General features: G+C 41.2%; 10 protein-coding genes. 2 read left to right on the top strand and 8 right to left on the bottom strand.

Annotation, left to right across the window (positions count from 1 at the left end; all coding sequences use genetic code 11):
* Positions 1 to 335 precede the first annotated feature (335 nt).
* From QSE00_RS20040 to QSE00_RS20015, 6 genes are all read right to left on the bottom strand, one after another.
* Positions 336 to 557, bottom strand: coding sequence for a hypothetical protein (locus QSE00_RS20040; RefSeq protein ID WP_286107242.1), 222 nt, complete (start codon positions 555 to 557; stop codon positions 336 to 338).
* A gap of 165 nt (positions 558 to 722) precedes the next feature.
* Positions 723 to 1,238, bottom strand: a complete 516-nt coding sequence (locus QSE00_RS20035; RefSeq protein WP_110354985.1) for a ferritin — start codon at positions 1,236 to 1,238, stop codon at positions 723 to 725.
* A gap of 69 nt (positions 1,239 to 1,307) precedes the next feature.
* Complete coding sequence (locus QSE00_RS20030; protein WP_286107241.1) at positions 1,308 to 3,431, bottom strand: Tex family protein; 2,124 nt, start codon at positions 3,429 to 3,431, stop codon at positions 1,308 to 1,310.
* A 159-nt stretch (positions 3,432 to 3,590) separates the two neighbouring features.
* A complete protein-coding gene (gene metG / locus QSE00_RS20025) occupies positions 3,591 to 5,675 on the bottom strand; it encodes a methionine--tRNA ligase (protein WP_286107240.1) in 2,085 nt (694 codons plus the stop codon).
* 134 nt (positions 5,676 to 5,809) lie between these two features.
* Positions 5,810 to 7,525, bottom strand: coding sequence for a DUF1501 domain-containing protein (locus QSE00_RS20020; protein WP_110354988.1), 1,716 nt, complete (start codon positions 7,523 to 7,525; stop codon positions 5,810 to 5,812).
* Between the two features lie 11 nt (positions 7,526 to 7,536).
* Entirely contained in the window at positions 7,537 to 9,045 is a 1,509-nt protein-coding gene (locus QSE00_RS20015; protein WP_110354989.1) for a DUF1800 domain-containing protein, read from the bottom strand.
* A 191-nt stretch (positions 9,046 to 9,236) separates the two neighbouring features.
* Between QSE00_RS20015 and QSE00_RS20010 the strand changes: the two genes are divergently transcribed.
* The gene (locus tag QSE00_RS20010; RefSeq protein ID WP_110354990.1) at positions 9,237 to 9,596 is read left to right on the top strand and encodes a YraN family protein; all 360 of its coding nucleotides are present in this window, start codon (positions 9,237 to 9,239) and stop codon (positions 9,594 to 9,596) included.
* A gap of 51 nt (positions 9,597 to 9,647) precedes the next feature.
* Positions 9,648 to 10,307: an aspartate kinase gene (locus tag QSE00_RS20005; RefSeq protein WP_110354991.1), complete on the top strand. Its 660-nt coding sequence runs from the start codon at positions 9,648 to 9,650 to the stop codon at positions 10,305 to 10,307.
* Between the two features lie 88 nt (positions 10,308 to 10,395).
* Here QSE00_RS20005 and QSE00_RS20000 read toward each other — a convergent pair whose 3' ends face one another.
* Complete coding sequence (locus QSE00_RS20000) at positions 10,396 to 11,727, bottom strand: TlpA disulfide reductase family protein (protein ID WP_286107239.1); 1,332 nt, start codon at positions 11,725 to 11,727, stop codon at positions 10,396 to 10,398.
* Between the two features lie 16 nt (positions 11,728 to 11,743).
* Complete coding sequence (gene mfd / locus QSE00_RS19995) at positions 11,744 to 15,127, bottom strand: transcription-repair coupling factor (protein ID WP_459076852.1); 3,384 nt, start codon at positions 15,125 to 15,127, stop codon at positions 11,744 to 11,746.
* Between the last annotated feature and the right edge of the window lie 91 nt (positions 15,128 to 15,218).

Below are 15,218 nucleotides of genomic sequence, written 5' to 3'. Positions count from 1 at the left end.
AGGATATAGCTTTCTGTTCTTGCTAAAAGCTTAGGAAACTGGAATTTTAAAAGTTCCTTGTGCGACTTCTCAATCGCCCCAAAAAAGGGCTCATGTCGAAGTGACTGCCAATGTCATTTCGACCTAATGGGAGAAACGTAAGGTTCACGAATACCCTTAGATAGAGTTGACATGAGCTAAATCACACAAGTTGCTCTAATTTTGATGGACAAGTCTTCAAAAAGGAAGATTTTGGATTAGTGTACAGTTCGCTATTCTACATTTGTATGAACGTGCCGCACCTATCAGAAGAAAATTAAATAGGCAATTGCGGCAATGTTAACGTGAATAAAAGTTTATGCCACCTTTTTCATCAGATCAAAACACGGACAGCGATTGCACCTTTTGGATTCCGACTTTTTATACTTTTCACAGCATTTGGTTTTACAGCCATTTGGTACCATTTCCTTTAAAGCCGCTTTTAACTCCTTTTTTAAGGCTTTTTGCAGCTTTTTTTCGGTTTTCCTGTGCTGTTTCTTTTTTTTACCCACTCTAGATCGGAATAAGAATCTGGGCAAAAGTATTTATTTTAATTAAATCTAAATAAGATTAAATGTTAAATTTAGTTGAGGGGTCAATATTTTTAAAGCAGTAGGTTTTTTGAATTGCCCCGCCGAAAAGGCGGGGTTTCATGTTTTATATCCTAAGGTCCCTGCTAGTCTGTGAAAGTACACTTCCCTCGTTTATTGAGGTGGAATGGCTGCACTATTGGCAGTAATCTGCTGTATGTCACGATCAAACAAATACAGGCCGCCTTTGTCGTTCCCGATAAGATTTATCTTGTCCAAAATATTTCGTGCCAAGGCCTCCTCCTCAATTTGTTCGGCTACATACCATTGAAGAAAATTATGGGTAGCATAGTCCTTTTCCTGTAGGGTTACATGTACCAGTTCATTAATGCTATTGGAAACAAAAATTTCATGGTCCAATAGCTCGTGGAACATTTTTTGGAAACTACCAAAGTCGGTTTTAGGTGCTTTAAGTGAAGAAACAAATGCGTGCCCACCCCTTTCATTGATGTATTTTACCAGCTTAAGCATGTGCAAACGTTCCTCATCCGATTGGTTGTACATAAATTGGGCAATACCCTCCAGCCCTTTGCCTTCGGCCCATGAGGCCATGGATAAATATACTTGTGAAGATTCGGCCTCTATACGGACCTGTTCGTTCAATGCTTTTTCTAGTTTTTCGGATAACATATCTTTGAATTTTAACTAAAGTTACAAATAAAAGGTACTTTGTGCCAGTTCTGTGGCTAAGATTGGGAGTTATTTGTGCAAGGCCAATTGAATCCTTTTTCTGGGAATATCAACTTCCAAGACCTTTACAATGATTTGCTGGTGTAAACTAACATGTTCGTTCACATCTTTCACAAAACTATCGGATAGGTTGGAGATATGGATCAGTCCACTTTCCTTGATTCCTACGTCTACAAAACAGCCAAAATTGGTAATGTTGTTCACTATTCCCGGTAATAATTGCCCCTCTTTTAAGTCGGAAATGGTTCTGATGTTTTGGTTAAAGGTAAATACCTTTGCTTTTTCCCTAACGTCCAGCCCAGGTTTCTCAAGCTCCTTTATTATATCCTGAAGGGTGGGCAATCCTACATTTTCCGTACAGTATTTATTAAGATCGATCTTTTTGAGGACTTCCTTGTTACCTATTATTTCGGAAAGGGCCACTCCCTGGTCTTTTAGCATTTTTTGGACAAGGGAATAGCGCTCTGGATGCACTGCTGAATCATCCAAAGGATTTTTAGCTTGCTTGATCCGTAAAAATGCAGCTCCTTGCTCAAAGGCCTTTTCTCCCAAACGGGGTACTTTTTTTATTTCGCTCCTACTGGTAAAGGCGCCATTTTCGTTCCTATAGGCCACAATGTTTTCCGCCAGTTTGGGACCAATTCCCGAAACATAGCTCAATAGGGGGACGCTGGCCGTATTAATGTTTACACCTACGGTATTTACACAACTTTCCACCACTGTGTCCAGCGAATTTTTCAATTGATTCTGGTCCACATCATGCTGATATTGTCCCACCCCTATAGATTTGGCATCTATTTTTACCAACTCGGCCAGCGGATCTGCCAGGCGCCTTCCAATGGATACGGCTCCCCTAACGGTAACGTCGTAATTGGGAAATTCCTCCCTGGCAATTTTTGAAGCGGAGTAAATGGAGGCTCCGGCCTCGCTAACTACAAATACCTCAATATTATTTTTGAATTGGATCCGTTTTATTAATTGCTCCGTTTCCCTAGAGGCGGTACCATTTCCTATGGCGATGGCTTCAATCTTATAGGCATCCGCCAAACTGCTGATTTTTTTTATGGCCCCCGTACTGTCATTTTGCGGTGCATGGGGGTAAATGGTCTCATTGTGCTCCAAATCGCCTTGAGCGCTAAGGCAAACTACTTTACAGCCCGTTCTGAAGCCAGGATCTATGGCTAAAATTCTTTTTTCCCCCAAAGGCGATCCCAGCAATAGTTGTTTGAGGTTTTTGGAAAAAACCTGAATGGCAGACTCATCTGCTTTTTCCTTGGCAGATTTTAGGATTTCATTGGAAAGGGAAGGGAATAGCAATCGTTTATAGGCATCCTGTATGGCCAATTGGAGATGGGGGGCGGTGGCATTATTGTTTTTGATGACCCTATACTCCATATTGGAGATGGCCTTCTCATCGTCAATTTCAATCTTAACACGGATAAAACCTTCATTTTCTGCTCGCAGGATAGCTAGGAGTCGGTGCGATGGACATCGATTCAGGGGTTCGCTCCATTCAAAATAATCCCTAAATTTTTGGGCCTTGTCATCCTCCTTTTTACTGGCAACGACCTTGGTGGAAATCAGGGCGAATTTTTCCAATTGGTTCCTGATCTGATTTCTTAAATCGCTGCGCTCATTGATCCATTCCGAAATTATATGCCGGGCTCCCTCCAGGGCATCGTCTTCGTTGGGCACGGCATCATTGATGTATTTGGAGGCTTCAAAATCGATTTCATCGGTCCGTTGGGCCAATATAATTTTTGCCAAGGGCTCCAAGCCATTTTTTTTAGCGGTTTCTGCCTTGGTTTTGCGCTTTTTCTTGAAGGGTAGGTATAGATCTTCCAAAGTGGTAAGATCTTCTGCCTCATTTATTTTTTTGGCCAATTCGGGACTTAATTCTTCCTGTTCCTCTATGGCTTTAAGGATGGCCGACTTCCGTTTTTCCAAGGCTTCAAACTGCGATTTGAACTGTACAATGGCGCCAATTTGTACCTCGTCCAAATTTCCGGTTCGTTCCTTTCGGTATCGGGAAATAAAGGGTACGGTACAATCCTCATTTAAAAGGGCTACCGTATTTTCTATGCCTTTTAATGGGAGTTGGGTGTTTTTTGAAATGTAGGATATAAGATTCATGGGGACTATGCTTTAGATAAGGTCTCGACTCCGCTGGACCTGACATTGATATTCAATATAATTATTTCATTACAAAAGCGACATGGTTTAAAAGGAATTGTTGACCCTCGTAAACAAGTGGGCAAGGTCCAGGTCTATGAGGTCGAGCGGAGCCGAGGTCTAATTGATAGTCTCCCCGTTGTTAACTCCATCTTCATCCGGATTGACAAATACCAATTTGCCATCGGTGTTTTCCGTCATCAGGATCATGCCCTCACTTTCCACTCCACGTAAGGCCCTGGGGGCCAAGTTTACCAAAACGGTTACTTTTTTGCCTACGATATCGGCCGGTGAAAAACTTTCCGCAATTCCAGATACTATGGTTCTGATATCCAGGCCTGTATCCACTTTTAAAACCAAAAGTTTTTTTGCTTTCGGCATTTTTTCGGCTTCAATAATGGTGCCTACGCGCATATCCAACTTTGAAAAATCATCAAAGGTTATGGTTTCTTTTTGTGGGGCTACTTCTTTGTTCATGTTTTCGTTTTCTTTTTTGGTCGCTTCCAGTTTGTCCAATTGCGCCTGTATGGTTTCGTCCTCAACTTTGCTGAACAATAACTCGGCTATATTTATCTGATGTTCTGCCGGGAGCAATACTTCCTTTTCCGATATGTCTTTCCATTCAAGCGAGCCTTCGGTTGAACTTTGGGAAATATTGAGGATTTGTTTCAGTTTAGCAGCGGTAAAAGGCAGAAAAGGTTCGCTCAATACAGCCAAGGCCGAGGCTATTTGAAGGGCGACGAACATAATCGTCTTAACCCTTTCCTCATCCTGTTTAATTACTTTCCATGGCTCTTCATCGGCCAAATATTTATTGCCGAGTCGCGCTAAATTCATAACTTCCTGTCCCGCCTCACGGAAACGGTATCTTTCTATGGAACTGGAAATGATTCCGGGATACTTTTTCAGCTCGGACAGTGTTTCCTTATCAACTTGGCCGTATGCACCCGGGGAGGGAACAATTCCATTGTAATATTTGTTGGTAAGCACTACAACCCGATTGATGAAGTTCCCGTAAATGGCCACCAGTTCATTGTTGTTTCTCGCCTGAAAATCCTTCCAGGTAAAATCGTTGTCCTTGGTTTCTGGCGCATTGGCGGTCAGGGTATATCTAAGTACATCCTGCATATTGGGAAATTCCTCCAAATACTCATGTAGCCAAACGGCCCAATTCTTGGAGGTTGATAATTTGTTGCCTTCCAAATTTAAAAATTCGTTGGCTGGGACATTTTCCGGTAAAATAAAATCGCCATGTGCCTTTAGCATACTCGGGAATATAATACAGTGGAATACAATATTATCTTTGCCTATAAAATGTACCATTTTGGTATCCTTGGCCTTCCAATAAGGTTCCCAGTCCTTACCTTCCCTTGCGGCCCATTCCTTGGTAGAGGAGATATAACCTATAGGGGCATCGAACCAAACATACAATACTTTGCCTTCCCCCCCTTCTACCGGTACCGGAATTCCCCAGTCCAGATCGCGGGTTACTGCCCTAGGCTTTAGTCCGTCATCGATCCATGATTTGCATTGTCCATATACATTGGGTTTCCAGTCATTTTTATGGCCTTCCAGAATCCAAGTTTTTAAAAAATCTTCGTAACGGTCCAATGGTAGGAACCAGTGCTTGGTTTCTTTTAGGGAGGGTACTGCCCCTGAAATGGTCGACTTAGGATTTATAAGGTCAGTGGCATTTAATGTGGAGCCACAATTTTCGCATTGATCCCCATAAGCCTCTTCATGGCCACATTTAGGGCAAGTGCCAATTACAAATCTATCGGCCAAAAACTGTTTTGCCTCTTCGTCGTATAATTGTTCGGTGGTTTCCTCGATAAAATCTCCTTGTTCATATAATTTCACAAAGAAATCGGAGGCCGTTTTATGGTGAACTTCCGCAGATGTTCGTGAATAGTTGTTAAAGGTAATTCCAAAATCCTGAAAGGATTGCTTAATAATGCCGTGGTATTTGTCTATTATGTTTTGGGGGCTTACACCCTCTTTTTTGGCTTTCATGGAAATGGCCACCCCGTGTTCGTCGCTTCCACAAACGAAAGCCACATCATTTCCATTTAATCTCAAATATCTGGCATAGATATCCGCGGGCACATAAACCCCTGCCAAATGACCTATATGTATAGGCCCATTGGTATATGGTAGAGCTGCGGTTATGGTATATCTGGCTGGATTCTGAAGGTTCTGCGACATTATTTGTGGATTAGGCTGCAAAAATAAAGATTTTTACTTGCAGCTGGCATATTCCTTCAAAAAATAAGCCCTCGTTACCCTGAAAAGAATTCAGAATTTACGAAGGCCTTCTTGCATAGTAAGTAGGGGTGTCTTTAAGCTACCATTATGGATTTACTAAGTTTTTGATCCTGGACCTGTATTCTGTATATGTACTTCCCTGAAGCCAAATAGGTCGAAAGTCGCTCCCTCACATTGATCTCAACAGAACCTTCGAACATTATTTCGTTAAATACCGATCCTAAATATTGGCCCATAATGTTGAACAATTGGATGTCTACATGTGCGCTAAAGGGCATTTCCAGATAAATGTGTGGAGTGGAATCAGTAGGGTAAAAAGGTTTGTGCACAATGGCATTTATCAACTCCTGGCTTGGATTTTCCTCTATGGGGTCTGTTGGAGTTGGGGGAGTGGGGTCTCCGTCGCTATAAACGATATCGGGGAAATCTACTCCGCTACAGTTAAAGCCCAGGTTTACCGGGGTATATGTATATCCGTCCATTATGTGTTGTTCCACTAGGGGAATATCCACACAAAGCCATTCTGCCAGTACGGTTGCGTAGAGGTTTCTGAAATCCATAGTGTATTCCAGGTTGCCCCTACTATTGGGCTCGTCCAAGGCGGGATGGTCGCCCACAAAAGCACTACCGTTTAACCCAGAGCCAAAAAATAGGGTGGGGGCGGCTTTTCCATGGTCGGTTCCATTGGACCCATTTTCGAAAATCCTTCTACCAAATTCGGAAAAAGTCATGCTCAATACTTTGTCGTCCTGCTGTGTAAAGGCAAGGTCATCATAGAAGTTGTCAACGGCAATGGACAGTTGCGTCATTAAGCGTTCGTGTACCAAGGGTTGATTTCCATGGGTGTCAAAACCTCCCATACTGATCATGTAGACCTTGGTGCCAAGGTTACCTTTGATCAATCTGGCCAGTAATGCCAATTGTCTGGCAAAACCATTGTCTTGATATTCAATTTGGTTTGAGCCGCGCATATAGGCTTCGTGTATGGTGCCAGCGTATTCATTGGTTACGTTGGATACACCTCTAAGAAATTTAATCTGATCGCTGTACATGCAATTGTCAAAGAGGGAATCCTCTACGGAATATTGCAGTCCAGTTTCCGCAATTTGTTCCAACTGATCTATATTGTTGGTTACAAAGGCGTAATTGGTCTCTTCTCCTTCAAAAACCAAACTTCCGTAGTTTCCAACTTGGATAGCAGCAGGACCCTCTGGTCGGCTACCGGGAAAATCCGATAAATAATCCGGATATAGATGTTCAAAATGTCTTCCCATCCAACCGGTATCCCTTCCACTGAAACCAGTAGTGCTTAGGTCGGTATTGGCAAAAATATCGGAACCTGTAAAGTGGGACAGGCTTTGGCCTTCATAACCTACACCATGTACCGCTTTAAACTGACCTTCGCCCCACATGGGTTCCAAAGATTTCATATAGGTTGGTACCCCAAATTCATCTGTTAATCTCAGTATTTTACTCTCCGGAAGGTAAATATTGGGCCGTGCATTGGCATAGATGTCATATTGTTCAATGGGGATGATGGTACTAAGTCCATCATTTCCGCCCGACAAACGAATTAAAATTAAAATATTATCGGTTTCCGCCATGGCTATAGCCGAGGTCAGGGGTGATGGGGCCGATGCTGTTAGATAGTTGCTCCCCAGCATCATGGATCCGGAACCGGCAATACCAAGGGCTTGAAGAAAGGAACGTCGACTCCAGGTCTTATGTTCCAAATCGTGACCATCATGGTCTTTGCCTTTATGGGGTGATTTATGATGAGTATCGCACATAATGGTCGGTTTTATTTAAGTTGAAATTCGGGTTGTCTTGTAAGGTGTCTCAACAATAGATAAACTTGAAGAGGTACTGATGGGTAAAAGCTCAATACCCAGGTTGAATTCCCGCCCGGGTAAAAATCCGGACTGTAATATTCTTCTGGGACGTCTTCTATGAGAAAGGCAGACATCGCATTGTCAAAGTCCTGTTGGGTAAACATTCCTTTGGGCGTAATTTTATCTATAATAGCCTGTACAACGATCTCTGGGTTACTGGTATTGCTATTAGCGGGTCCAACGGCGTCCATGGCGAATGTTGTAAATTGGTCAGGGTTGTCCTGGTAAAAACCATCCATTATAGTCTCCATGGTAAGCCAACGTCCAATCATAAAATTGGTATTGATCCAATCCCTGTTTCGCTGCCATCCCGCAACATCAAAAGGATCAAATAAATCTTGCCCCAACATTCCACTATAGTTTATGGCACTGCCAAGGGTAGTATCGTTATAGGCAAAGCCAGTTTCTTTAATGGTATTCAGGTATAGATCGAACGGACTTTTAATAATAACACCTATGGCTTCATCGTCAAAAAAGTGTTGACTTTTAAAAAGCTGGCTTAAGACTGGTGCCAATTCAAAATTATTGCTGATAAAGGTTGCGGTTAGACCATCAATAATGGTCTTTGCATTATTGGCTTCATCCGTAGAATCCGGGTGTACAAAAAACTCGTATAATTTTTTACAGATGAAATAGCCTATTTCGTTGGCCCTTTCTTCAAAAAGAATGTCTATAACGTCATTATACCCCCAATTGCCCGTACGGCCAAAAATAGTTTTGCTCTCTGAATTAAATTTGGAAGCATCAAACGTTACCTGCTCACAGCCTAGTTCCCCTCTTTCCACGTATCCGGAAAGGGCTTTGGCAGTTTCAACTATATCCTGTTCGGTATATCCATTTCCCTCGCCCAAGGTAAATAGTTCATAAAGTTCCCGGGCATAATTTTCGTTGGGGTTACTACCATTGTTATACACGCCATCCAAATAATAGAGCATGGCACTGGTAAGGCCAATTTCACTGACAAAGGTCTTAAAATTGCCAATAGCGTTGCGCTGAAGGCAGTTGATATAATGGTAGAGGAATGAGTTGCAATTGTAAACGTCCAGTTCAGTTACGAAATGATTGCTCCAAAAAAAACTAAGACGGTCCCGAAGGTTGTTTTCTAGTAAGTCATTGGTATAGGCCAACTTAAATTCTTCCTGTTGAGACCTTATCATTTGGCCTCTCGCGTCATCATCTTCAGGATAATTGCTATTGTTCCAGTCTGCCCAGATGGGGGCAGCCAATGGGGGCATGTTCTGCGCTTCGGAAATGAGAGAATTAACCAAAGTACCGGCAGTTTGGCCAATAGCTTGATTAATGGTCTGGACGGAGGCGCTAAAACCCAATCTTCTATATAGATGTTGAGCCCTTTGTCCATCCAATGGGGTGGTATAGGGGGCCAAACTAGAAGTATTACAGTTTATGAAAAATTCCATAATTTATTCCGCATTTGATAGGTTACTAGTAAGGGGTCATTGCATAACGCAAATTCTAATAAGAAATTATGGCTCTTACGAAATTTTCGTTATACTGCATAACAAATTACGTGGTTTATGGAAATTTGGACGACAGTATGTTAGGTTTTTCGACAAAATGCACGTTTTTTGATAAATAGAATTGAAATGTTATGGCAAAGCATAATGAATTGGGAAAAGAGGGAGAGCAATTGGCGGTCGACTATCTAACAGAAAATGGATATAAGGTAGTTCATAGAAATTATAGGTATTTGAAAGCAGAGATAGATATAATTGCAAGAAAAGGTGATATTTTGGCCATTGTGGAAGTAAAATCGCGGAGTTCCGATTATATACAACCCATTGCCGACACGGTTACAGAAAAGAAAATTAAACTCTTGGTCATGGCTGCCGATCATTATATTATTAGCAAGGATCTTGAAGTGGAGGCTAGGTTCGATATTATTACCATATGTAAAAATGGGACAAAATTTAATATTGAGCACTTGGAAAATGCGTTTTATCACTTTTAATTATTTGTTTTATTTGTAACAATTTGTTATTTTTACCAAAAGTTTAAGGAAATGAAGACTATTTCATCGGTCGTGGAAGACTACATTAAAAAGAAACCTTTTTTGCAAAGTGCTTTGGCGCAGGGTATTATAAACTTAACATCGCTTTCCAGGATAGTAAAACCTGAAATAGAAGGTGAGTTGGGCAAGGATATTCGCAATGGCGCTATTGTAATGGCCTTAAAACGTCTTTCCGATGATTTGGAGTTTCGAGCTACCCATAAAATTATCAAAGTTTTAAAAAATATAGGAGAAATTACGGTAAGGTCATCATTGACCGATTTTACCTTTTTGGTATCCGAATCCATCTTGGAAAATCAGACTGTTTTGTTAAATGAGGTAAATAGGAATAAGGATGTTTTCTATACCTCCTCAAGAGGGGTCAACGAACTCAATATTGTCGTCAGCAATATTTTGGATGAGGCTGTGGAAGAATTATTCAAGAATGAGAAATGTACCCAGAAGGCCGAAAACCTCTCTTCCATTACCGTAAAATTACCAGCGGAAAACGTTTCCGTACCCGGTATCTATTACTTTATTTTTCAACGCTTGGCCTGGGAGGGAATTGTTTTATATGAAGTAATTTCCACAACCAATGAATTTACTATTATTGTGAATGATGAACAGGTAGATGTGGCCTTTAAAACCATTAAGGACCTTAAAACCTTGTAAGGCATCCATGTGGCAATTGGTTAATGGAAGAATGTTTCAATGTGTAAATGTGATAATATAAAAACGTATTGTCTCCAATTGCAGAGTGTTAATTATTCCCTTTTAAGAATTTCACAACCTCTTGGTAATCATCCGGATTGGCAACGATGCGCTTTTCATTGTCCAGAATGTAATAAGTAGGGGTCTGGTGAATATCGTAAATTTCCACATACGGACTTTCCCATTTCCCCAATGCAATGCCATGTATAAAGGCAGGCAGTTTGGCCGATTCCTTTTTCCATGTTAGATCGTCATCCTCCAGGCCAATAGCAATTACCCTTACTCCCGAAATATCTTTTATTCTTTTATGGAGTTCTGGAAGTTGTCGCAGGCAATGCGAACACGTACTGCTCCAAAATACGATTACATAATTTTTTGACCCGGTGAGATCACTGAGTTTTTTGGTGTTACTGCCCTCTTTCCATGTAATTTCTGGGGCTATAGCTCCCAATCGAAGTCGATTTTGGATTTCTATCTTTTTTAGGAGTTCGGATTTATTGGTTTCGGTTGCCAGAGATTTTAGATAATTATAGTAAATATAATCGGCCACATTGTGTAAATTATCATAGGATGCCTGTGTCCATAGGCTATTGAACAACTCTACCTTGTTTTTGGCGCTAACATTTTCCAAAACGTGGGCCAATTCCTTTACATTCTCTATTATTAACGGCTCTTTTTCCTTAGTGGGAATTTGATGTTGGGGTAGGGCCGTAAATACATAATTTACTACTTTGCCCTTTAAAAATTCGGATCCCAACAGCACGGGATCGTTGAAGTCCAAGGCATCAAAGTAATGATTCTTTTTATGTTTTATATAGGTTTCAGCCTCCTCATAGCCAGAGGGGATATAGGGTCTGTTAGCCGAAATAAAATGTCCGCAGAGCATTCCTTGTGATTGGGTTTCGAATGATTTTTGTACCTCGGCCAACTTCTTGTTGAGGTGTAGAAATAGGTTGCGATCTGTCTTTTGTTCCGAATAAAACTGGGTAATTTGTTGCTCCAGCAAATGGATTTCTTTAAAGTATCTGGTATATAACAGGTTTTCGGTGGAAGCCGTAAAAGACAGGCCCTTTTGTGAGTCAAAGGAGAGTACAATATCTTCTTTGCCATTATAGATAAAATCATAATAGAATTCCTCCTGTGGCACTGCATATACCAGTCTATACATGCCGGCTTGGGCATTTGCCGGAATATTTAAGGAGAAGGCCCCGTTCTTGACCGCTGTGTCCGCTATATAATTCTGATGGTCTGGATTTAGTTTATAGGCAATTAACCATTTGTAATCGTCGGCCGGGGATAAATTGCCTGATACGCTGTGTTGGGCTTCCGAAAATAGTGTGAAACATAGGGTTAATAGAAAAAATGCATTTTTTGGTTTCATCTATTTTTGAGTGTTTTTATGGGACTGTTACCCCGGCTTTAGGGATAAGGGAATCGAAGGGTTGAATGGATTTGTATGCCTTGTCCAAAGAATCTATATGTTCAAAGACCAGTAATAAGCGCAAACCATTTCGGGTCTGCTTTTCCTTTAGTTTTGCCAGCTTGGGATGGGCTTGTACAAATTGTAATACGGCGGTAAAGGAACTGCTTTGGTAAAAATCGGATTGCTGGTCCGCTATAAAATAGCCGATCATTTTGCCCTTCTTCATTACTATCTTTTCCAGACCAATACTGTTGGCTATCCATTTAATACGAACCGAGTTTAACAAATCCTCTGCCTGGGTGGGGAGTTCCCCAAATCTGTCGACCAGTTCTGTTTCATATTTTCGTAAACCTTCCTCATCGGAAACCTGGTTCAGTTCGGTATAGAGATTTAGGCGTTCGGTAATGTTGTTGATGTAATCATCAGGGAAGAGCAATTCAAAATCGGAATCTATCTGGGTTTCTTTGACAAAGATCTTTTGTTTACCGCTAACTTCCTCATATAGTTCCTTGAATTCGTTTTCCTTAAGTTCGTCTATGGCTTCGGCCAATATTTTTTGATAGGCATCAAAGCCTATTTCATTGATAAATCCGCTTTGTTCTCCTCCCAGTAAATCCCCTGCACCCCTAATTTCCAAATCTTTCATGGCAATATTGAAGCCGCTGCCCAGATCTGTAAATTGTTCCAGGGCCTGAATTCTCTTACGGGCATCATTGGTCATTACATCATAGGGTGGGGTAATAAAATAACAGAAAGCCTTTTTGTTGCTTCGGCCTACACGTCCCCTCATTTGATGTAGGTCGCTTAGGCCAAAATTATTGGCATTATTGATAAAAATAGTGTTGGCATTGGTAACGTCCAGACCGCTTTCCACAATGGTCGTAGAAATCAGCACATCGAACTCACCATTCATAAAGGCCAACATAAGGGTTTCCAATTTTTTACCATCCATTTGCCCGTGGCCAATGCCAATTTTGGCATCTGGCACCAGTCTTTGGATCATTCCGGCAACTTCCTTAATATTTTCAATCCTGTTGTGGATAAAGAAGACTTGCCCACCTCGTTGGATTTCGTAGGAAATGGCATCGCGAATAGTCTCTTCGTTAAAGCGGATAACCTCACTTTCTATGGGATATCTATTGGGCGGTGCCGTATTGATGACCGATAGATCCCTTGCGGCCATTAAACTAAATTGAAGCGTTCTTGGGATGGGTGTGGCGGTAAGCGTTAGGACATCTACATTTTCCTTAATGGATTTTAATTTGTCCTTTACCGATACCCCAAATTTTTGTTCCTCATCCACGACCAACAAGCCAAGGTCCTTGAACTTCACGTTTTTGTTGACCAATTGATGGGTGCCAATTATGATATCTACCTTGCCAGCTGCCAGATTTTCCAAGGTCTCTTTTTTCTCCTTGGCGGTCCTAAACCGGTTTACATAATCTACGGTTACCGGCATTTCCTTTAAACGTTCCGAAAAAGTACGGTGGTGCTGAAAGGCCAAAATGGTAGTGGGTACCAATACGGCAACTTGCTTTCCATTGTCCACAGCCTTAAAGGCAGCTCTTATGGCGACTTCCGTTTTTCCAAAACCAACATCCCCGCAAACGAGTCGGTCCATGGGTCTTTCGCTTTCCATGTCTTTCTTGATGTCCTCGGTAGACTTGCTTTGGTCCGGGGTGTCTTCGTAGATAAAGGAAGCTTCCAGTTCGTGTTGTAAGTAGCTGTCCGGGCCATATTGAAACCCTTTTTCCAATCTTCGCTTGGCGTAAAGTTGGATAAGGTCGAAAGCAATTTTTTTAACGCGCGATTTTGCCTTGTCCTTGATTTTTTTCCAAGCCCCGGAACCTAGTTTGTATATTTTTGGTGGAGCACCGTCCTTTCCATTGAATTTCGAAATTTTGTGCAATGAATGGATGCTTACATAAAGAATGTCCCTTTCCCCGTACATTAGCTTTATGGCTTCTTGTTTCTTGCCTTCAACGTCTATTTTTTGAAGGCCTCCAAATTTTCCAATTCCGTGGTCTATATGGGTAACATAGTCCCCAATTTCCAATTTGTTGAGATCCTTTAGGGTAATGGCCTGTTTTTTGGCGTAGCCGTTTTTTAAATGGAATTTTAGATAGCGCTCAAAGATTTGATGGTCTGTATAACATGCAACCTTTAAATTCTGTTCTATAAATCCTTGGTAGAGTGGTAGGACAATGGTTTTGTAATGGACTTCCTTTCCTACTTCATCAAAAATATCATGGAACCTTTTGGCTTGCTGCTCCGTAGCGCAAAACAGGTAATTGGTAAATCCGTTTTTATAATTATCGTTAAGGTTTTCAATCAACAAATCGAACTTTTTGTTAAATGAAGGTTGTGGCTTTGTGTTGAACACGATAGTCTCCGGATCACTTGAAGCTTTTGTGCCTCCATCAATCTCTATCAAACCAAAATCTGTCAACTGTTGTTTTAATAAGTCGGAATTGCAGAACAATTCCTGAGGTTTGGTATGTTGTATTTCTTTGGACAGTTTGGTAAAAGCCTCTTCTGCCTTTTCAAAAAATGAATCCAACCTAGCGTATAGCAAACTAAGGTTCTTGCTAAATATAAGGGTGTTAGGGGATATGTACTTTAGGAAGCTCTCCCGGTTTTCGTCCAGGAACTTGTTTTCCACATTGGGAATAATGGTGATCTTTTTAACCTTTTGTGTAGACAACTGGGTTTCCACATCAAAAGTTCGAATACTCTCTACCTCGTCTCCAAAAAATTCAATTCTATAAGGTTCATCGTGGGAAAAGGAAAATACGTCCATTATGCCACCCCGAACCGAAAATTCTCCGGGTTCCGTTACAAAATCGACCCTTTTAAATTTGTATTCGAACAATACCTCATTTAAAAAGTCTAGTGAAAGGGTGTCCTCCAGTTTAATTTTTAAGGTGTTTTTTTCCAGTTCCTTTCTGGTTACCACTTTTTCAAAAAGCGCATCGGCATAGGTTACGATAATGGCCGGTTTTTTTCTGGAATTGATGCGGTTAAGTACTTCTGCACGTAAAAGTACATTGGCATTGTCCGTTTCCTCAATTTGGTAGGGCCTTCTATAACTTCCGGGGTAAAACAGTACGTCACTGTCACCAATGAGCTGTTCCAGGTCGTTTAAATAATACGCAGCTTCCTCCTTGTCATTTAAGACAAATAGGAACGGTACTTCGGATTTGTGAAATATTTCTGCAATAACAAAGGAGAGGGCAGAACCGTTAAGTCCTTTGATATTTGTTTTAGTTGGGGATGTCGCGGAGGTGCTATTCTGGAAATTGGCAATAAGGGACCTCAGTTTTCCCAATTGGGGAGACTGTGCGAACAGTTGTAACATTGAAGATTTTGTCAACCGTAAATTTTATTGCAAATATAAACCTTGATTATCCTTTTTACAAAAGATGACGGGGAATTAAAATTTGAATATG

This window comes from Arenibacter flavimaris (assembly GCF_030291335.1).
Taxonomy (GTDB): Bacteria; Bacteroidota; Bacteroidia; order Flavobacteriales; family Flavobacteriaceae; genus Arenibacter.
This window is presented reverse-complemented; position numbering and strand designations above follow the sequence as displayed.

What these genes read in the sequence shown, in the direction of transcription:
- QSE00_RS20010 (WP_110354990.1), top strand. Translation starts at nt 9,237, where the DNA reads ATGGCAAAGCATAATGAATTGGGAAAAGAGGGAGAGCAATTGGCGGTC.
- QSE00_RS20015 (WP_110354989.1), bottom strand. Translation starts at nt 9,045, where the DNA reads ATGGAATTTTTCATAAACTGTAATACTTCTAGTTTGGCCCCCTATACC.
- QSE00_RS20000 (WP_286107239.1), bottom strand. Translation starts at nt 11,727, where the DNA reads ATGAAACCAAAAAATGCATTTTTTCTATTAACCCTATGTTTCACACTA.
- mfd (WP_459076852.1), bottom strand. Translation starts at nt 15,127, where the DNA reads ATGTTACAACTGTTCGCACAGTCTCCCCAATTGGGAAAACTGAGGTCC.
- QSE00_RS20005 (WP_110354991.1), top strand. Translation starts at nt 9,648, where the DNA reads ATGAAGACTATTTCATCGGTCGTGGAAGACTACATTAAAAAGAAACCT.
- QSE00_RS20020 (WP_110354988.1), bottom strand. Translation starts at nt 7,525, where the DNA reads ATGTGCGATACTCATCATAAATCACCCCATAAAGGCAAAGACCATGAT.
- QSE00_RS20035 (WP_110354985.1), bottom strand. Translation starts at nt 1,238, where the DNA reads ATGTTATCCGAAAAACTAGAAAAAGCATTGAACGAACAGGTCCGTATA.
- metG (WP_286107240.1), bottom strand. Translation starts at nt 5,675, where the DNA reads ATGTCGCAGAACCTTCAGAATCCAGCCAGATATACCATAACCGCAGCT.
- QSE00_RS20030 (WP_286107241.1), bottom strand. Translation starts at nt 3,431, where the DNA reads ATGAATCTTATATCCTACATTTCAAAAAACACCCAACTCCCATTAAAA.